Below are 17,871 nucleotides of genomic sequence, written 5' to 3'. Positions count from 1 at the left end.
AACCCTGCCGATGATTTTCACAACAAGTATGACCTGATTTTTACACAACATTATCAACGGATTAAGGTACACTTAAGGCGTTAAGCAACCGTTATTTTTGCGTTTTGGGCCTCTATGAAGCTACCTATATTTCTGCGGTATGGCGTCATGCTGATGATTGTACTGTTCGGATTCTTTCTGATACTCGACAGGTGGGTAGCAGCGAGTACGGCTGACCGTATTTATACCCAGATCAATCAGGTCCCAGCCCGCACGGTCGGCCTTGTGCTGGGGACGAGTAAATACATCGCCCATAACCTCAATCCTTATTACAACTACCGGATGGATGCTGCAGTTAAGTTATACCGGGAAAAAAAGGTCCAGATCTTTCTTCTGAGTGGTGATAATGCACACCGTTCCTACAATGAACCGTGGACGATGAAACGTGATTTGCTCAAAGCGGAGATCCCTGACGAAGTCATTGTGCTGGACTATGCCGGTTTCCGGACACTGGATTCGGTGATTCGGGCAAAGAATGTGTTTGAAGCCAACAGCCTGGTCATTATTACCCAGCAGTTTCATTGTGAACGGGCCCTGTTTATTGCCAGCCACAAAAACCTGAATGCCATCTGCCTTGCTGTGCCGGAACCTCGTGGATTCGCCGGTTTTAAAATTCGGTTAAGGGAAGTGTTTGCAAGGGTGAAAGCCATACTGGATCTGTACATTCTGAATGAACAGCCTCGCTTCCCCGGCCCCAAAGAGCCCATCTTTACCAAACCGCCTCTGCGGCCCGCACAGCCTGATCAACCGACTTACTCAGCCCCCTTATCCCCGCTTCTGATCAATACGCTTTGAGTTCAGACGCACTGCCGGAGCAGTGCGTCTGTTTCTGCATATCACTATACTGAAACGCAGTTAAACGTCCGTTGAGATGAGCGTTTTAAAATCGGGCTTGGTGGCCAACCTCTCCAAACTCACGGTCTGCAGCACTTGTCTGAAGGGAGAGTGTTCAAGGAAGTGCGTGATATTGTCGCCCGCTGCGTCATGATAAATCTCACGATGACGAAACTGTAGGTACTCAAGCGCAACATGAAGGTAAAGCGTGGCCAGATTCGGTTGAAACAACACGTCTTTACCCGCACTTCCTGCCTCTGCTTCCAGCTTGTGCAATGCATTCGCCAGTCCGGCTTTTCCGCGCCTGCTGAGTTCATTGTCCCCCGCCACAAAACGCCCCAGCGCCACGCTTCTGAACGCTGTCTCCATCATGGTTTTTGCCAATCCCATCACAGAGACTTCAAGCGCATTTTGATTATCCACAGCCCGCAAGCCCTCAGGCTGATACGTGGCAATCAGATACTGACAGATACACAGACTTTCGCTGAGCGAGACACCGTCATTCAGCGCCAGAGCGGGGATCATGCAAAAAGGATTAACCTGCTCTAATTCTGCTGGTGATTGCCAGGGATCGACCCACACTAATTGCAAAGCATCGCACCGGGACAGCCATGCTGTTGCAGCAACAACCCTCGAAAACGGTGAGGTTTCATTTAAATAAAGTTTCATCGTCCTTCCCTTGATTAAGATACGGATTGCGAGACAGGTTCGCTTCCCTGTTGAGGCCGCGTGAAAAAGATACATGCAATGGATACAACTAACGCACTGGCACTGACGGCAAACAAAACGGAGTACGAGGCAAGCTGGGCAGCATAATATGCCATCATGAAACCTACCACGCCCTGAGAGATAGCAAAGGACAAGGTCATTGCACTCCAGGCTTTGGTATGCAATTCATAGCCCACAGATTCCAGTGTATAAGTCGAAACCAAAGTGACCGTTCCCGGCGTGAAAATACCCACCAGCAGAGAAGAGAAAAACAACGCCAATGGATGACTGCTGATTAAAGGCAGCGAAACACCCAATGCTTTCAAAGAAAATGCGATCAATAACGAGCGTCTGACTCCGGCATAATCGCCGAGAAATCCGGTTAAAACAGGCCCAATTGCAGCGCCAATCCCGAACGTTGCCCAATAGAGCCCGCCACTGACAAATGTCATATTCAGCTCACGTACGATGTAATCCACCCAAAAGAGCGTATGCGGCAGATAGCCGATGGCATTAAAGGTATAAGCCAGCAGGATCAACAGCACCGTCATCCCCTGAGATCTGGACATATTCCGGAAGGTTGCCGGAGCGGTACGACTACCGGATAACGGCTCTGTTGCCCCCCAGGCATTCCAGGTCAGCACTGTCGTCACCAAAGCCACAACCCCCATGCCTATCCATGCAGAAACCACACTGTGATAGATAAGCAGCGGAATCAGTGTTCCGGAGAGCATGGCGCCCAGGCCAATACCGGAAAACACCACGCCGCTGATACGCGTTTTGACCTTGGCACTGTGCATTCTCACAATGATCGGCGGGGCGAGCACCATTAGCATAGCGCCTGCAACGCCTGCCAGAGTGCGCAGCACGTAAAACCACACCAGAGGCGCATCCTGAAATGCACAACCCAGATAACTGAGACTGCTGACCAGCATGGCGACCCGGATAACCTGACCGACACGAAAGTGCCTGATCAGAAAATTTGCTGCCGGCGCGCCAAATATGTAGCCGATTAACGTTGCCGCTCCCAGATAAGTGGCATCTTCTACCCGAAACCAACCGGCTTGAATCAAAGCTGGCATCAGTGCGATATACGCAAAGCGCCCAATACCATTACCAATCAGTGTTGCCCCAAGGCCCGCGAAACTGTATCGGTTAAAGATCGGATTACGCTGCATAGGAAAGTGCTCTTCGATTTTCAGCCATCAACGCAAAGCGCTGATTCATCCACTCACCCATACAGCCAACGTGAGATACAGACAAAGCAAAACCCTCAGGATTAAATAAGCAACAAGCTTTATATCACGGGTGCATCTATTTTGTTAACCGAATATCATGTAATCCCTCTAATCCTTGCGTTTGAGCATGAGAATATCGTGTGAATTTATGGCTGGAGCTGAGAACAATCCTCAGCACCATAGGGATGGTTCAGTGATAGGGATGGCGAGCATACAAAAAAGCAACCCAGCCGGTCTGACTGGATTGCTATGCATTTCATACGTGCTGAAAAATACGATTCACTTGAGATCAAGCCGTTACTTTACTCTTTGCGTTGCCCCTTGTCAGGCAATGAATACTGCCCCAGCATCTTCATACGTACACGGCTCATATGCTGCTGGGCTTCTTCCTGAATCCGTTTTTTCAACGCTTTTTTTGTTGATGACATGGTTTGTTAACCTAGCTTATTTTTTGTTTTATAACCTGCCGACTGAAAGTGTGTGACCAATAGGCTGATTCAAGTACCCAGGCCAGACACAAGAAGATAATGGACCAAAACCGCTACCGCAAGTCAGACATAAGCAAATTTTTACCTGTGTTAACCCATGCCTGACTATCTGGGCATTGCATTCAATGAAAACCAACAGTCACTTGTTTTGTCATCAGGTCCTTCACTGCCAATCTGAAAGATAATGGGTAGATTCCCACACATTCAAAAAACATGACCTCACAAAAGCCGTGACAACTCGCTTCACACGCCACATTCGCGTTAACAAGCTATAAAAAAAATGCAACATTTCAGTTCGGCAGCACAACAGAAGCGAAAAAACGCCTCGTGCCAGACCTACACCATAATTACAGTCAATCTGAAAGGAACCCAATATGACAGCCTTAGCACTGACACTGAAACAGTGGCTGTTTGACCGGAACAGCCTGATACTGCTTGCAGATATCGCCCTATTTTTCGTCCTGCTAAATACATTACCCGTTGAAAAGGAAGTGGCAACGGGTCTGAGTATTCTTGCTTTCGTCGCCGTACTCTGGCTGACAGAAGCAATCCATGTCAGCATTACTGCACTGCTTGTCCCGCTGCTGGCAGTCGGTTTTGGTGTCTTTAAAACCAACCAGGCACTGAGCAACTTTGCCGACCCCATCATTTTCCTGTTTCTGGGTGGTTTTGCGCTGGCTGCTGCGCTGCGCAGTCAGGAACTCGACCAGGCCATCGCCGATAAAGTGCTGGTGATGGCCAAAGGAAAAATGTCCGTCGCCGTATTCATGCTTTTTGGGGTGACAGCAGGCCTGTCGATGTGGATCAGCAACACAGCAACGGCGGCCATGATGTTACCGCTGGTATTAGGTGTGCTGGCTAAAGTAGATGCCAAAAATCAGCGCAATACCTATGTCTTCGTCCTGCTGGGCGTTGCTTACTGTGCCAGCATCGGTGGCATTGCCACTGTTGTGGGCAGCCCGCCCAATGCCATTGCTGCCGCTGAAGCCGGTCTGAGCTTTACCGACTGGATGGCCTTCGGTTTGCCTGTCGCGCTGGTACTGTTACCTTTGGCCGTAGGCGTGCTGTACTTCCTGCTCAAGCCTAACCTGAACCACAGGTTCGAGATGAATCACAAACCGGTAGAATGGACCAACGGGAAAAAAATCACCCTTGCCATCTTTGCGTTAACCGTGGTGCTGTGGATTTTCAGCAAACCGATTAATAGCATGCTGGGTGGTTTGAGCAAGTTCGATACGCTGGTTGCACTGTTTGCTATCGCGCTGCTGGGTGCATCACGCGTCGTAGACTGGAAAAAAATTGAGAAAACAACCGACTGGGGTGTGTTACTTCTATTCGGTGGTGGTATCTGTTTAAGTAATGTCCTGAAAGAAACCGGAACCAGTGTCTTCCTGGCGAACAGCCTGAGCGGCTTCCTGGATCAGGCTGGCCTGTTGTTCACGATTCTGGTTGTCGCGGCGTTCGTGGTCTTTCTGACCGAGTTTGCCAGTAACACCGCCAGTGCTGCCCTGCTGGTCCCTGTTTTTGCCTCGGTGGCAGATGCCATGGGGGTATCACCCGTGATTCTTTCAGTGCTTATTGGTGTTGCCGCCTCATGCGCCTTCATGCTTCCGGTTGCCACACCACCGAACGCCATTGTGTTTGGCTCAGGCCATATCAAACAAAGTGAGATGATGCGCGCCGGGGTTTACCTGAACATTGTTGCGATTGCTTTCCTGACCATGGTGGCTTACCTGTTCTGGTAATCGATGTCGCTGAGAACCCTGACAATCATAACAATCACAAAGCCAATCTCTTTATTCCCGGTGGCCAGTTGGCCACCGTTTTTTTTAACATTCAGGAATCAGCAGGATACCGAATCCCGATAATCTCTCTGGCAACTGTCATGATGGTGTGTACGATACGGCTACGCGCCAGACCCGAGTGGTCATAATCTTTCTCTTCAACCAGACGCGCAAATTCGGCAGCTTCGTACTGCATGGTATTTTTCGCCTGAAAGCGTGACAGCGTCACATCTGGTTCTTCTCGGCGATGAATCACAATGTTGCGACATTCTGCGATGGTATCGATCACCAATGTTCCCATCTCCCCTTGCAACTCACAGGGGATCTTGCTGTCACTCACCTTCGAGTGAGTAATCACGGCATCAAAATCACCGTAATGTAATACCAGCGTGCCATGGCCATCCACCCCGGAATCCAGCAACGCTCCTTGTGCTGTAAAGCTTTTAGGCTCACCGAACAAAGCGACAGCCACACTCAATGGGTAGATACCGATATCCATTAATGACCCATTCGAGAATTCAGGATTAAAAGTATTCGGGTTCTCGCCATTGAGGTATTTATCGTACCGGGATGAATACTGACAAAAGCTGAAATGCGCTTTGCGTAACCGCCCGATTTTACTTAGGCTGTTGCGCAGCACGGCAAAATTCGGATTGTATGTTGTCTTCAGCGCTTCGAACAACACCACTTGATTTTCCTGAGCCAGGGTAATTAAAGCCTCAACTTCCTGAATATTGGATGCCATAGGCTTCTCGACCATCACATGCTTTCCGGCACGGATAAAGATTTCAGCCTGAGCGGCGTGGAAGGCATTAGGGCTGGCAAGATACACAGCATCAATCTCATCACTGTTAGCCATGGCATCGAGGTCATCAAAACAATGTTTAATATGGTGCTTGCGTGCAAAGTTTTCAGCGCTTTCCATTGTTCTGGAATAGACAGCAACAGGATTGATTTTCCCTGTTTGCTGAGCTGCCTCAAGAAAACTGTCAGTGATCCAATTTGTACCGACGATTGCCACTCTTAACATTTAGCCAAATCCCTATCTATAACTTTGTTAATTTCATTATGCACAGAGCGAAGTTCGGGTAAACGTCAGGGGTTTGATGATGAGCACAAATCCCTGCTTCGAGACCTTGGAGTCCGTCAGAGCTTGAAGTAAGATAACAGGCTGACTCAATGGATTTTCACCGATGTTCCTGCATTTTTCCGCAGAGAAAGCAACCGAATTCATATTTTTGCAATATTAATTTGCCTAAAAGTATAACCAGAACAGAGAATCGCTATGTACCACGCCGAAATCACGGGTTGGGGCAAGTGCCTGCCACCAGCTATTCTGACCAATGACGAACTCAGCCAGTTTGTCGAAACCAATGATGAATGGATCCAGTCCCGTACCGGCATTCAGGAACGTCGTATCAGCCATGTTGATACCTCGAAGCTGGCAGAAATAGCCGGTGCCCGGGCACTGGCCGCCGCCGGATTAACCGCCAATGATCTGGATTTAATCATTATCGCTTCCTGCTCGCCCGATACCCTGATGCCGAACATTGCGTCCAAAGTCGCGCTGGATCTGGGTGCCAAGCGCGCAGCCGCGTTCGATCTCAACGCTGCGTGTACCGGTTTCATTTACAGCCTGGAAACCGCCACTCGCCTGATTCAGGGTGGCAATTACCGCCATGCACTGGTGATTGGTGCAGAGCGTTTATCCTGGCTGATCGACTGGAGCAAACGGGATACTGCGGTGCTGTTCGGTGATGGCGCTGGCGCTGTGATCCTCAGCCGTACCGAAGAAAAACTGGGCCTGCAGGAAGCGCAACTGGGCTGTGATGCTGAAGGCCGTGATGTGCTGGCCATCCCTGATTTCGGAACCTCAATGGATCGCTTTAATCCGGATCCGGGTCATTTTACCTTTAACTTTGTTGGCCGTGAGATTTTCCGTCGTGCCGTAAGAGGCATGGGTTCAGCGGCCGGCACTGTGCTGGAACGTGCTCAGCTCAGCAAAGAAGAGATTGATGTCGTCATTCCCCATCAGGCGAACAAGCGCATTATTGAAGCGCTGTGCGATCACACAGGGATTCCGCTGGAAAAAGCGTTCGTTAACATTCATCGCTACGGCAACACCTCGGCCGCGACTGTGCCCATTGCGCTCTGTGAGGCAGTTGAAGAGGGCTTCATCAAACCTGGAAATACTATCCTATCGGCTGCATTTGGTGCTGGCCTGACCTGGGGCGCCTGTCTGATCAAATGGGGACAACGGGTCACCCCTGTTTCAACATCAGATGCCGAGCTGCCGCCTTGTGAGAAAACCGCACGCGAGATTATGCAAAACGCGATTGACCACTGTACCGGCGTGAAGTAATTACATTCTGACTGCAGAATCAAAAAAGCCACTGAGTTCACTCAGTGGCTTTTTTATCTCAATGGCAAATTTTAGCGCCTCGATGACTGGCGCTTTCCCCTGCCCTGATGCACTTTGAGCTGTTTTTTCAGACGGCGCTTATCGGCTGAACGGCCTTTCGGCGCATGTTCAGGGGGTGCAATATTTGGGTTAGGCTCATAACCGGCCAGCCATTCCTGGGGTAAACGCGTATCCAGCAGATCTTCAATCGCTTTGAGCGCCCATTCCTCATCCAGGCTCATCAGCGACACCGCCAGGCCTTCGCTGCCGGCACGACCGGTACGCCCGATACGGTGAACATAATCTTCCGCTTTAAAAGGCATATCGAAATTCACTACATACGACAATTGCTCGATGTCCAGTCCTCTGGCTGCGACGTCGGTTGCAATTAAAGCCCGCACTTTGCCTGATTTAAAATCATCCAGCGCGCGTTGTCTGGCTCCCTGGCTTTTATCACCATTAATGGAGGCGGCTTTAATGCCATCCAGCTGCAATTCGTTCACCAGCGCATCGGATCCCTGTTTGGTTTTGGTAAACACCAGTACCTGTTGCCAGTTACGCGAGCCAATCAGGTAAGCCAGCAGTTCAGCTTTACGATGTTTATCAACCGGATAGACAATCTGCTGCACGGTTTCCGCTGTGGTATTGGCAGGCGTCACTTCAATCACAGAAGGATCCTGCATCATTTTGTAGGCCAGATTCTTGACCGCTTTCGAGAAGGTCGCAGAAAACAGCAGGGTTTGCCGCGGCGCTTTCATTCGCCTTAAAATGCGCTGGATTTCATCCTGAAAGCCCATATCCAGCATGCGATCGGCTTCATCCAGCACCAGATATTCAACCTGACTGAGATCGATATTTCCGACATGGGCGTGATCCAATAGACGTCCCGGCGTGGCAACGACGATTTCAGGGCGATCTCTGAGGGCTTTGGTCTGCAAATTCATGCTGGTACCGCCATACACAGCCACAACACTGAGAGGTAAGACAGCACAAAAGGCATCCATGTTGTCCTGGACCTGCTGCGCCAGCTCTCTGGTCGGCGTCAGAATCAAGGCTCTGATCGGTGCGCCCTTCCCTTGGTCCTGAGATTTTGCGCTCTGACTGAGCATCCGATCGAGCAGAGGTAACCCGTAAGCAGCGGTTTTTCCGGTTCCTGTCTGCGCAGCAGCCAGCACATCCTTTCCTGCCAGCACAGCAGGGATCGCCAGTTGCTGTACCGGCGTCGGTTCTGTAAAACCTTGCGCATTAATCGCCGATAAGATATCAGCCTGTAGTCCTAACTTGGAAAACGCCATTCCGCTGCCCTGATTACGAAAAAGCAGGGATTCTATCCCCTGTTGCCATGAGTTACCAATAAAAAAGCACCCTTGCGGGTGCCTTCAGCATAAGAAAGGTCTGAGTCAGGCCGTTTCTATATTCAGGAATGCCGCGCCACGGACACCGCCCGCATCGCCGTGTTTGGCTTTGATAATTTTCGGCACGCGTGCCACCGACAGCAGATGCTTCGGCAAACGCTTTGGCAACTCATCATACAAGAGTTCGAAATTAGACAGACCGCCACCCAGTACCACCACATGCGGATCCAGACCGGTCAGCAAATTCCCCAGACAAATGGCCAGCAGCTCAACAAAACGCTCCACATGCTCAACGGCTTTCGCTTCGCCTTGGTTGTACTGCTGAATGATCTCCACCGCCGGGACCTTCTCACCGAAGTAATGCGCATACAGCTGTTCAAAACCGCGTCCGGACAGATAGTTATCAATACAGCCTTTGTTGTCACAGCCGCACTGGAACAACGGGGCTTTATCGCCCAGGTGAAACCAGGCATCAATCGGCAAACGTGTATGGCCCAGTTCACCAGCCACATGGTTCTTACCGGAAAAGACTTTCCCGTTGAAGACTAAACCACCGCCAAATCCGGTGCCTAAAATCAAACCCAGTACAGACGGCTCATCCCGTAATGCTTCATCCCACGCTTCAGACAATGCAAAACAATTTGCATCGTTATCTATGCTGACCGTACGGCCAAGACGGCTTTCAAGATCCCGACGCAGATGACGGCCTTTTGCAGCAGGGATATTAGACGTCAGCACGGTACCATTTTCGGCATCTTCCATACCGGGAATTCCGATACCAACTTTTCCGGTACACTGAAAACGTTCATCTGCTTTTTGGATAAGCGTCACCAGCGTTTCAATTAACGCCTCATAATCATCACCCGGCGTCGGCACACGCTCAGTGGCCACTCGCTCAAGTTGTTCGTTGAACGCACCAAATTCAATTTTAGTGCCGCCCACATCGAAGCCGTAATACATCGTTGTCTCCATTATTTTACGCTGCAAAAATTATCCATTTATCAGCACATACAGACTGTGACACAATCCATATTTAGCGGTGCATCCATCAGCGCAAGCGCACATTTATATTAAGTAAGCAATGTAAAGCTGGTTAAAGCACGGTTATAGGGTCGCATCTGCTGCCACGGCCTGCTTTAAGCGCGCCAAAGCTGAGTCTTGCGGCAAAGACCGGTTTAGTTTTCCAACCATATAATTTTCTCTGAACACATCGAACCAAAGATCCAGCATTCGGGCATTTTCCTGCTCACCAAAACCGGCCACGATCCGGGCCGCGACTTCTGCCGTACCCAACTGATTGTCTTTGGTCGCTTCCCGCACCTGATAGCGCGAGCGAGATTCAGGCGTAATTGACAGCATTGGAAAATTATTCAGATACGGGCTTTTGCGAAACATTTTTTTCGCTTCAGACCAGCTTCCGTCAAGCAATATAAACAAGGGGCGTTTGCCGGGCGCGGGTACAACCTCGCTTGCGACACGCTCTGGTGTTCCGTACTCTGCCGGAAAAATGACATAAGGTTGCCACTGGGGATCGGCAAGTACCGCAAGCATGGCGGGATCAGGCTCAGTGCGAGACCAGATAAACGCAAAGGTATCGGTAAACAGATCGGCAATCAGCCTGCCGGTATTACTGGGTTTGAGCACTTCATCATCGTACATGATCAGCATGAAGGCAGCGTCCGACTCAATCTGCGGCTTATGACTGCAGATACACAGGTGTGCTCTGAGCATGCAGAACTGACAGCGCTCAACTTTTCCACCCCGGGCCAGAAACGGCCGTGTTGAACGGGCAAGACGCATTTCATACAGGTTATGAACAGCGTGGATACGCATAGCTAGATTACCAGGGAAAGAAAAAACGCCAGCATTCTACTGGCGTTGATAACCCGGTGACAAGTCTGTGCCCGTGGTTTCTAAACAGCCGGGTCCAGAATTTTATACCGGGTCAGCATCTTGCTTTGCTCCTGCGCAATGTCCGACACCGTTCTGGCTTCCTCAACCAGTGTCGATAGCTGCTGATTGTTCAGACTGGCCTGACTGGCGACTTCCTCCACGCTGCGGCCCACTTCCATGGAAGCATTTTCCTGCTGCTGGGTCGCAGCCGAGATGGTGATCACTTTATCGGTAATGCGGGCAATCGCGCCCTGAATGCTTTGAATCGCCGATTCAACCTCGCCACTCAGATGAATGGAGGCCGTCATTTCACTGCGACTTTCCTGCATCGCGGTATTGGCATCCTCTGCCGCCTGATGCAGCTCGGCGATCGTCCGGCGGATCGACTCAGTTTGCTGATTGGTCTCGCTGGCCAGTTTTCTGACCTCATCAGCAACCACGGCAAAACCACGTCCCTGTTCACCGGCCCTTGCTGCTTCTATTGCCGCATTCAGTGCCAGAAGATTGGTGTTGTTGGCAATGGTACTGATGAGCTCCACAACTTCAGTGATTTTCCCGACATGTTCATCAAGCGAGATCATACAGGCTTCGTTTCGTGCAAACTGTACATCCAGCGACTGCAAGCGTTCCGTACTGCGAGCAATGATTTCAGCCCCTTCTTTTGCCAGCGTGTTGGCTGCTTCGGCTTCCGTTTCCGACTCTGTGGTGCTTTGCGCAATTTCTTTAATTGAAGCTTCTAACTCAGTGATGGCAGCCGCAATCGTGCTCAGTTGATCGCTTTGCTGACTGAGTGCGCGGCGAGACTGCGCCGAAGCTGCCTGGCTACGCTCAGCCGCCTGAGTCAAGGCCTGGCCATTCTCACTCAGTTGCGCCATGGCGTGACTGTTGGTGCGATTCGACTGATTCAGCAGACTGGCCAGTTCAGCAAACTCTTTCGGTGCATTTTCGTCTGCGATGACGGTCAGATCGCCCATACTGTTTGCCTTAATCACATTATCCAGACGCTGCAATGAAAGACGAACCGTCTTACTGACCCAGGCACCCGCAAGGATTGCCAGCAATAAACCTGCAACACTCAGCGCAATAAAAATCATTTTGGCATTGTCGCTGGCAGCCAACACTCCCTGCTCGCTGACATGGATCATCTGCTGTGACCCCATCTCCATATCCCCCAGCTTGAGCATGATTTGTTGCACCTGCACTTTTGCCTGTTCGGCTTTTTCAGCTTGCGCCTGTATCAGCCGAAGCGTATCGAGCTTCAGGGCGACCATGCCCTGCTCGCTAAACAGCCCTTTCACCATCTCAAACGGTACAGATAAACTTGAGTATTCCGCCAGTTCAGGATTAAGTCGATTCAGCTCTTTCCACGCATATAACATGCCTGACAAATTGGTCCGGTTCAGATCTTTCGCGTACGCTTCGGCTTCTTTCAGATCGCTCTCAAACAGCAGCGCCACCATGTTGTTGCCCATTTCCTGGGAATGATTAATGAAGTTGGTGACATGCCCCATCGCGGCTGCATCGCCAGCGTACAGGCCAATGCTGATCCGGCTCATTTCAGAGCGCACCGAGGAAACCGCATAATTCATCGTGGCTTTGTCAGATTCTAATTTGGCCTGATTGGTCAGAATTTGCTGCTGTGTTTGTTGAATGGATGAGACGAGCTGATTAAATGTGGTGAGATCGCTTTCAAATGCACTGACATCATTTTCAAGCCAGCTGATGCCATGTTCTGTGGCCAGTTGTTGCAGTTCAGCCACAGCATCTTCGACATGCTGCTCATGACTTTTCAGTGTGTTCAGTGCCGTTTCCAGACTTTTGATTGTCCGGCTGTTGATCACTTCTGTCAGACTCTGAGCGGAAGCCAGTGATCCCTTAACCATTTCGGCATTGAGTGTGGCGACGGGTAAGGCCTGCTGGCTCAGTGAGGCGAATTGAACAGCAACACGGTTGAGTCCTTGATTACCAAAAAATGTGAGTAAGCCACCGATAACCACAAGAAGCAGAAAAACTGACTGTATCAGAAGCACAACTGACAACCTTGTCCGTTGCGTGCGTTTTTTTGTCATAGTGAACCTTTGTCAATGCCACAATTTCTGCCCCAGCCAAACCACTCCAACACAGTACAGGGCAATAATTGTGATCCTATTCTCATTAAATTCGCCGTTAACATACGGCTCGAATATGACAATAAAATGTCAAAGGTAAAAAATATGTAACGAAAGCTTATGGTTAGCGAATGCCAGGTACAAAAAAAGCAGCCTCAGCTGCTTCTGTGTTGCTCTTTGGATGTCCTGCTCCGGACATTGCACTCAGGCGTGTGACGTTTGCTGACTGATCACACTGTCAAACAGGTTTTTGACCAGACTGATGTAATCTTCCAGGAAAGTAATTTGCTCAATACCCGGGTTTTTCTGCCATAAGCCGCCTAACATTTCCGCCATATCGTCCAGAACGGCATCGGCTTCCTGCATCAGCTTAAATCGAAATTCCGGCTCAAGATCCGGGTTCTGGCCAAATACCGCCATCAGGTTTGTAGCGATCAGATCCGTGACAACATTTTCTACGGTTTCCTCACTCGCATCAGTACCGGTTGCGGCAAACACACTCAGGTGTTCCGTAAAGTACTCGATCAGCGCGTGATAACCATCAGATTCAACAACCATATCTTTTGCTTATTCCACCCAACACTACAGCAAATGATAGAGTGTCCAGTTTGTTTTTCAAGCCCGCTGGCACCAACTGTGCTCAAGTTAACTATTTTAATTATCAATAAGAAACAACTAATTTAGTCAATCACTTACACCCTTGAACCCGGTAACGGTTTCCAGCCCCTCATCCTGGGTGTTTCAGTTCTGTTAGCACCACGTCGCCGCCGGAACCCGGGTGACGCCAGCCAGGCTTTTACGTTACAATCTTGTCACTAAAATCTGAGCTATAGAGATAGAGACTTCAATGAAATTTGTTCGATGGTTCCTTGGCAGGGTGATTCTGCTGCTGAATGCCGTATTTACGCCAAAATCAATGACACGCTCTGCCCTTGAGCAAAGCGAGGTCAACGTGGCGGCTGAAAAGCTGAGACTTTATCAGTTTGATGCCTGTCCTTTCTGTGTCAAAGTCCGCCGCAGCGCAAAACGGCTGGCACTGCCCCTCAAAACCCTTGATGCGAAAAAAGCTGAGTTTGAACAGGAACTGATCCAAGGCGGCGGCAAACGTAAAGTCCCTTGTCTGCGAATTGAAAAAGAAGATGGGCACGTTGAATGGATGTATGAATCGACTGACATTATTCAATACCTCGAAAAACGATTTGCCTGATCTTTGTGCATCACGAGAAGCCCGGCTCTGATCGGGTTTCTTCATTCCGACAGTTTTTTGACAGCCATCTGATACTTCCCCTACCCGAATTCAGTATTATTTCTTATACAACGCGACCTTAGCTATTTGCTAAACTCAATTTGCTACCCTTATCAGTGAGGAGCTCACATGCGATTACATCGTACTGCCTGCTTAGTTTTTGCCTCCATGTTAGGTGTTGCTGTAACAAGTTCTGCTCTGGCAGAGCAGGAAGACAAAGCAGCCACTACCGTATCCGATCAGGCTGAAAGCGATGACAGCGATCACAACAGCGAAGCGCAGGCGATTCAGGTGGGCGACGTGCTGACGGTGAAACTGGATGCACTGCTCCCAACTCAGCCCGTTCTTGCTTTTGACAGAGTATTTGCCAGCCTGGGCCGCTATGAAGCGCGTCCGGCGCAAATGTTTGATGACCTTTGCCTGACCAACGGTGGCAAAGGCGTGAAAACATGGGATGACCAGTCTCAGCCAACGGACCTGGAAAGCTATACCTGCGAAGAACCACTGGGCAGCAACCAGGATGCCCTGCCGACTGTGCTGCTTGCACCGGATGGCAAAACCCTATACCTGCTTTCCGGCCACCATATTCTGACCACATTCTGGGATATGCCTAACGGCGGAACCAGCGTCCCGGTGAAAGTCAAAGTCACGCAGAGTCTGGCTGGCGATGATATTGATGAGGTCTGGAATGCAATGAAAGAAGCGGGGCAAATCTGGCTGTTTGATACCCGTGGCGAAAAAATTAAACCCTCTGAGTTACCCGAATATCTGGGGATGAAGCAGCTGAAGCATGACAAGTATTTGTCACTGGTCTTCTTCCTGCGCAATATCGCTTACAGCGATCCGGATAAAGGAAAAACAGCGAACCCACTGATCCGTCCGATGTCAGTACCTTATCTGCAATACCACTGGGCCCAGTACCTGCGTAAAAAAATGAAAGTATCGGATTACGATCTGAATGATCGCGATGAATACACGGCTGCGCTGAAAGAAGCAGCAGCCATTATTGTGGCGGCCGCAGATGATGAAACCATTGCCTCATCCGGTAAAACCGCCAAAGAATTAGGTCAGTTTGATGAGGTGAATACCAAAGCGCTGGATTCATTACTCACCCGGCCAACCTCAAGCTGGAGCTACGCCTTAGCCTATCGCCAGCGGGAAAAAGAAGAATCAACACCGAAACGCATTCTTGAAGAGCAAAAAGCGAAAAAAGAGAGTGCCAAGAAAGCGGCGACACCCGCAGACAGCGAGAAATCGGAGAACTAAAGGCAGTATGATGCGATCAGGGCGAGACTCACCTCGCCCTGATTATTCACTTTGGCCTGAGGTCATAAATAACACCATCATCAGAATCATTCCCACCAGTACCGCTACCGAGGCTAACGCCAAAATCGGATCCAGCATCTCAGGGGCTGCCAGATTGCCGTACAATAAAAATAATCCCACTACTAACACCAGAATTCCTGCCTGATGGACATAAAACTGAATCTGAGATAAAGCGCTGGAACTGTTGGTCAGCCAGAGTCGATGACACAAACCATAGATAAACGAGACGACAAAGGCAGCCAGCATGATGTGTGCATGTGTCACCATCTGACCATGATTATGAGAAGCCGCCATGTAGATACCTAACAACAGCCCGAGGATAGCGTAGATAAAACTGCTCATGACATATTTCCGATCCATATAACCCCCTAACGAGTACAGGCCAGGCTGGATAGCAAGTACAGTCAGACGCTATCCGTTCAGATCAGAATAGATAAAGCCAATGGCAATGGCTGGATAATTTTCGCATTTGTATTTCGGCCTGTTTGCAATCAGACGCAGCAAACAGGCCGAAACAAAGTAACAGGCAGGTTCTTGTCTGTCAGCCATTGGCCTCAAGAAAGTATGGTGTTGTTTCTGCGATAAACCGAAAGCCATGTTTTTCCACAATTGGCCGGCTCATCGCGGATGCATCAATCGTGAGGTAGCGAATTCCCCGCTGTCTGGCATCGTTCATCCTCTGGTGCAGTAACGCGGTGTAATAGCCTTTGCACCGGTATTCGGACAATGTGCTTCCTCCCCAAATGCCGGCAAACGGACTGTCGGCGCTGTATAAAATCCACGCCGACGAAACGGGAATATGATGATCATAGATAACATAAACAGCGACATCTTCAGGGGAAGCCTGCTTCATCTGGTGTAAATGAAAGGCATGACTTGTATGATCTGTACCCCATACTTTTTCCTGCACAGACATGGCTTCACGAATACCATCCAGATCATCAACTTCTGTGATCTCTGCAGTCACAGGCAAAGAGCCTTGAATACTGTCCAGTTCCAGCACCATAAAGGACTCAGAATCCTCCCGGGAAAAACCTTGTTCAATCAGATGCTTGCCTATATTCGCGGGTGAATCAGTGGAATAGGTTTTCCACTCAAAGGATTTCTTCTGTTCTGAAAAGAAATGAATTTCCTTTTTGATCGCCGAAATGACCTGCGCTTCATCCAAATGAAAATACGTAATGTAGCTGCCCTGAAACTCGGGGGAGACGCATCTGATCACCGATCCATTCACTTGCTTTTCATAGCCGGGCGCTGTCTGCCCAATACGCTCAAACTGATTGTATAAAGCCATGATTTCCTTTTTATCCATGTCGTTTCCCTGATTTGCCAGCCCAACTCGGGCGGCTGATGATTCGTGTGACGCCCTACGGATGAATAATGTAGTTAAGCGCCTGAACGTCACTGCGATAGTCATGAATCGTCTGGCAATGACTGACTTTATTTCCTACGATCACCAGATTAACACCAAGCTCCTGACACGTTCGAACGTCCCACTCGGCATCACCGAAATAGGTCAGTTGTAAATCCGTATCGCCCGCTCTTTCCCGGGCGAGCTCCATAATACGAGCGCGGGAATAATGATCGTTTGATGACGCCATACTGACATCGTCAATCTGAAAGCCCGCAGATATCAGCTTCATTCTTGCGGTTTCCCGCCAGCCACCGGTGGCCAGTGACACAATAAAACGATCATCGGCCAGTAAGCGGTGAAAGAAGGCTTTGGCTCCACTGATCTCGAGTGCAGGACGGTGGCTCAAACGCTCCCTGATATTCTGAATAAAAACCGCTTTTACTCGCCTCTCAAGATCAACAAGATCCTCATCCGGTGCCTGAATTTCAATAAAAGTACGAAGGATGCCCCTGTCGGTCGCATGCGGATAATCACCCCAGCTTTGATAGAGATCCAGACCCGTGACCGATTTCACCGCCTGAACAAGACAATTTTCATCAAACTGACTGGACTGAATGAGCGTATCGTCCACATCAAACATAACATGATACATAGATTGAATTTATTCTTTCCGTTGGTATCCGGTTCAAGTCTCTCAAGAGTCGGTACCGAACCCTTCCAGCCAAGCCTCGGCTTGATCACGCTGATCGCGGTTAAAGGATTTAATCGTCAGGCCAGGAATCAAGAAACCTTCGGCTTCACTGACTTTTTTGACCCAGTTTGTATCGGATAACACCACCGCCCGATCAAATTTCCGGATAAACCTCATCATTGACGGAAAGCGAGACAGCTCAACCCCAATCGCCCCCATGGAAGGCAAATGGTATTCCACGATATCAAACAGCATTTTGCCATGTTCAATCTCTGCTGATTTATCCAGCAATTCATCCAACGCCGCTCTCATCTCCTCTGAATCGAGTTTACCGCTCATTTCAATGTCAAGCCTGTCGCTACCGACCTTTTCAACAGTAAACATATCTGCCTCCTATCTGCCATTG

18 protein-coding genes are annotated in these 17,871 nt (G+C 49.6%); 5 read left to right on the top strand and 13 right to left on the bottom strand.

The window, feature by feature from the left end:
• Positions 1–114 precede the first annotated feature (114 nt).
• On the top strand, positions 115–834 hold the full coding sequence (locus LN341_RS07575; RefSeq protein WP_046221948.1) for an ElyC/SanA/YdcF family protein: 720 nt from the start codon (positions 115–117) through the stop codon (positions 832–834).
• Positions 835–894: 60 nt separating this feature from the next.
• On the opposite strand, the gene LN341_RS07570 is transcribed toward LN341_RS07575, so the two are convergent.
• The 3 genes from LN341_RS07570 to LN341_RS21775 all read right to left on the bottom strand — a co-directional run bounded on the left by LN341_RS07570 (position 895) and on the right by LN341_RS21775 (position 3,247).
• Positions 895–1,542: a glutathione S-transferase family protein gene (locus tag LN341_RS07570; RefSeq protein WP_234204650.1), complete on the bottom strand. Its 648-nt coding sequence runs from the start codon at positions 1,540–1,542 to the stop codon at positions 895–897.
• A 14-nt stretch (positions 1,543–1,556) separates the two neighbouring features.
• Positions 1,557–2,759 carry a YbfB/YjiJ family MFS transporter gene (locus tag LN341_RS07565; protein ID WP_234204649.1) on the bottom strand — a complete coding sequence of 401 codons (1,203 nt, stop codon included), beginning with the start codon at positions 2,757–2,759 and terminating at the stop codon, positions 1,557–1,559.
• 362 nt (positions 2,760–3,121) lie between these two features.
• Positions 3,122–3,247 carry a hypothetical protein gene (locus LN341_RS21775; RefSeq protein WP_255783089.1) on the bottom strand — a complete coding sequence of 42 codons (126 nt, stop codon included), beginning with the start codon at positions 3,245–3,247 and terminating at the stop codon, positions 3,122–3,124.
• A gap of 434 nt (positions 3,248–3,681) precedes the next feature.
• On the opposite strand from LN341_RS21775, the gene LN341_RS07560 reads away from it, so the two are divergent.
• Positions 3,682–5,052 carry a DASS family sodium-coupled anion symporter gene (locus LN341_RS07560; protein ID WP_046221951.1) on the top strand — a complete coding sequence of 457 codons (1,371 nt, stop codon included), beginning with the start codon at positions 3,682–3,684 and terminating at the stop codon, positions 5,050–5,052.
• 91 nt (positions 5,053–5,143) lie between these two features.
• Here the strand turns inward: LN341_RS07560 and LN341_RS07555 are convergent, their stop codons facing one another.
• A complete protein-coding gene (locus tag LN341_RS07555; protein ID WP_234204647.1) occupies positions 5,144–6,121 on the bottom strand; it encodes a Gfo/Idh/MocA family protein in 978 nt (325 codons plus the stop codon).
• Between the two features lie 249 nt (positions 6,122–6,370).
• Here LN341_RS07555 and LN341_RS07550 point away from each other — a divergent pair, with 249 nt between their 5' ends.
• Complete coding sequence (locus LN341_RS07550) at positions 6,371–7,453, top strand: ketoacyl-ACP synthase III (protein ID WP_234204965.1); 1,083 nt, start codon at positions 6,371–6,373, stop codon at positions 7,451–7,453.
• Positions 7,454–7,524: 71 nt separating this feature from the next.
• On the opposite strand, the gene LN341_RS07545 is transcribed toward LN341_RS07550, so the two are convergent.
• The 5 genes from LN341_RS07545 to LN341_RS07525 all read right to left on the bottom strand — a co-directional run bounded on the left by LN341_RS07545 (position 7,525) and on the right by LN341_RS07525 (position 13,406).
• Positions 7,525–8,787: a DEAD/DEAH box helicase gene (locus tag LN341_RS07545; RefSeq protein ID WP_234204645.1), complete on the bottom strand. Its 1,263-nt coding sequence runs from the start codon at positions 8,785–8,787 to the stop codon at positions 7,525–7,527.
• A 105-nt stretch (positions 8,788–8,892) separates the two neighbouring features.
• Positions 8,893–9,807: an N-acetylglucosamine kinase gene (nagK, locus tag LN341_RS07540; RefSeq protein WP_046221955.1), complete on the bottom strand. Its 915-nt coding sequence runs from the start codon at positions 9,805–9,807 to the stop codon at positions 8,893–8,895.
• 144 nt (positions 9,808–9,951) lie between these two features.
• A complete protein-coding gene (locus LN341_RS07535; protein ID WP_046221956.1) occupies positions 9,952–10,680 on the bottom strand; it encodes a tRNA-uridine aminocarboxypropyltransferase in 729 nt (242 codons plus the stop codon).
• An 80-nt stretch (positions 10,681–10,760) separates the two neighbouring features.
• Entirely contained in the window at positions 10,761–12,770 is a 2,010-nt protein-coding gene (locus LN341_RS07530; RefSeq protein ID WP_234204644.1) for a methyl-accepting chemotaxis protein, read from the bottom strand.
• Between the two features lie 282 nt (positions 12,771–13,052).
• Positions 13,053–13,406, bottom strand: coding sequence for a DUF3802 family protein (locus LN341_RS07525; RefSeq protein WP_046221958.1), 354 nt, complete (start codon positions 13,404–13,406; stop codon positions 13,053–13,055).
• Between the two features lie 289 nt (positions 13,407–13,695).
• Here LN341_RS07525 and LN341_RS07520 point away from each other — a divergent pair, with 289 nt between their 5' ends.
• Together LN341_RS07520 and LN341_RS07515 are read left to right on the top strand one after the other, a co-directional pair.
• Positions 13,696–14,055: a glutathione S-transferase N-terminal domain-containing protein gene (locus LN341_RS07520; RefSeq protein ID WP_046221959.1), complete on the top strand. Its 360-nt coding sequence runs from the start codon at positions 13,696–13,698 to the stop codon at positions 14,053–14,055.
• A 168-nt stretch (positions 14,056–14,223) separates the two neighbouring features.
• Positions 14,224–15,360: a ParB/Srx family N-terminal domain-containing protein gene (locus tag LN341_RS07515; RefSeq protein ID WP_234204642.1), complete on the top strand. Its 1,137-nt coding sequence runs from the start codon at positions 14,224–14,226 to the stop codon at positions 15,358–15,360.
• 42 nt (positions 15,361–15,402) lie between these two features.
• Here the strand turns inward: LN341_RS07515 and LN341_RS07510 are convergent, their stop codons facing one another.
• From LN341_RS07510 to LN341_RS07495, 4 genes are all read right to left on the bottom strand, one after another.
• A complete protein-coding gene (locus LN341_RS07510) occupies positions 15,403–15,780 on the bottom strand; it encodes a TonB-dependent receptor (RefSeq protein ID WP_234204640.1) in 378 nt (125 codons plus the stop codon).
• Positions 15,781–15,961: 181 nt separating this feature from the next.
• Complete coding sequence (locus tag LN341_RS07505) at positions 15,962–16,732, bottom strand: GNAT family N-acetyltransferase (RefSeq protein WP_234204638.1); 771 nt, start codon at positions 16,730–16,732, stop codon at positions 15,962–15,964.
• Between the two features lie 55 nt (positions 16,733–16,787).
• Positions 16,788–17,426: an HAD family hydrolase gene (locus LN341_RS07500; protein ID WP_234204636.1), complete on the bottom strand. Its 639-nt coding sequence runs from the start codon at positions 17,424–17,426 to the stop codon at positions 16,788–16,790.
• Between the two features lie 42 nt (positions 17,427–17,468).
• Positions 17,469–17,849, bottom strand: a complete 381-nt coding sequence (locus LN341_RS07495) for an STAS/SEC14 domain-containing protein (protein WP_046221963.1) — start codon at positions 17,847–17,849, stop codon at positions 17,469–17,471.
• Between the last annotated feature and the right edge of the window lie 22 nt (positions 17,850–17,871).

This window comes from Photobacterium sp. TLY01, from assembly GCF_021432065.1.
Taxonomy (GTDB): Bacteria; Pseudomonadota; Gammaproteobacteria; order Enterobacterales; family Vibrionaceae; genus Photobacterium; species Photobacterium halotolerans_A.
The sequence above is the reverse complement of the archived record's forward strand: the minus strand, read 5'-3'. Positions and strand labels throughout refer to the sequence as shown.

What these genes read in the sequence shown, in the direction of transcription:
- LN341_RS07575 (WP_046221948.1), top strand. Translation starts at nt 115, where the DNA reads ATGAAGCTACCTATATTTCTGCGGTATGGCGTCATGCTGATGATTGTA.
- LN341_RS07570 (WP_234204650.1), bottom strand. Translation starts at nt 1,542, where the DNA reads ATGAAACTTTATTTAAATGAAACCTCACCGTTTTCGAGGGTTGTTGCT.
- LN341_RS07565 (WP_234204649.1), bottom strand. Translation starts at nt 2,759, where the DNA reads ATGCAGCGTAATCCGATCTTTAACCGATACAGTTTCGCGGGCCTTGGG.
- LN341_RS21775 (WP_255783089.1), bottom strand. Translation starts at nt 3,247, where the DNA reads ATGTCATCAACAAAAAAAGCGTTGAAAAAACGGATTCAGGAAGAAGCC.
- LN341_RS07560 (WP_046221951.1), top strand. Translation starts at nt 3,682, where the DNA reads ATGACAGCCTTAGCACTGACACTGAAACAGTGGCTGTTTGACCGGAAC.
- LN341_RS07555 (WP_234204647.1), bottom strand. Translation starts at nt 6,121, where the DNA reads ATGTTAAGAGTGGCAATCGTCGGTACAAATTGGATCACTGACAGTTTT.
- LN341_RS07545 (WP_234204645.1), bottom strand. Translation starts at nt 8,787, where the DNA reads ATGGCGTTTTCCAAGTTAGGACTACAGGCTGATATCTTATCGGCGATT.
- nagK (WP_046221955.1), bottom strand. Translation starts at nt 9,807, where the DNA reads ATGTATTACGGCTTCGATGTGGGCGGCACTAAAATTGAATTTGGTGCG.
- LN341_RS07535 (WP_046221956.1), bottom strand. Translation starts at nt 10,680, where the DNA reads ATGCGTATCCACGCTGTTCATAACCTGTATGAAATGCGTCTTGCCCGT.
- LN341_RS07525 (WP_046221958.1), bottom strand. Translation starts at nt 13,406, where the DNA reads ATGGTTGTTGAATCTGATGGTTATCACGCGCTGATCGAGTACTTTACG.
- LN341_RS07520 (WP_046221959.1), top strand. Translation starts at nt 13,696, where the DNA reads ATGAAATTTGTTCGATGGTTCCTTGGCAGGGTGATTCTGCTGCTGAAT.
- LN341_RS07515 (WP_234204642.1), top strand. Translation starts at nt 14,224, where the DNA reads ATGCGATTACATCGTACTGCCTGCTTAGTTTTTGCCTCCATGTTAGGT.
- LN341_RS07510 (WP_234204640.1), bottom strand. Translation starts at nt 15,780, where the DNA reads ATGGATCGGAAATATGTCATGAGCAGTTTTATCTACGCTATCCTCGGG.
- LN341_RS07505 (WP_234204638.1), bottom strand. Translation starts at nt 16,732, where the DNA reads ATGGATAAAAAGGAAATCATGGCTTTATACAATCAGTTTGAGCGTATT.
- LN341_RS07500 (WP_234204636.1), bottom strand. Translation starts at nt 17,426, where the DNA reads ATGTATCATGTTATGTTTGATGTGGACGATACGCTCATTCAGTCCAGT.
- LN341_RS07495 (WP_046221963.1), bottom strand. Translation starts at nt 17,849, where the DNA reads ATGTTTACTGTTGAAAAGGTCGGTAGCGACAGGCTTGACATTGAAATG.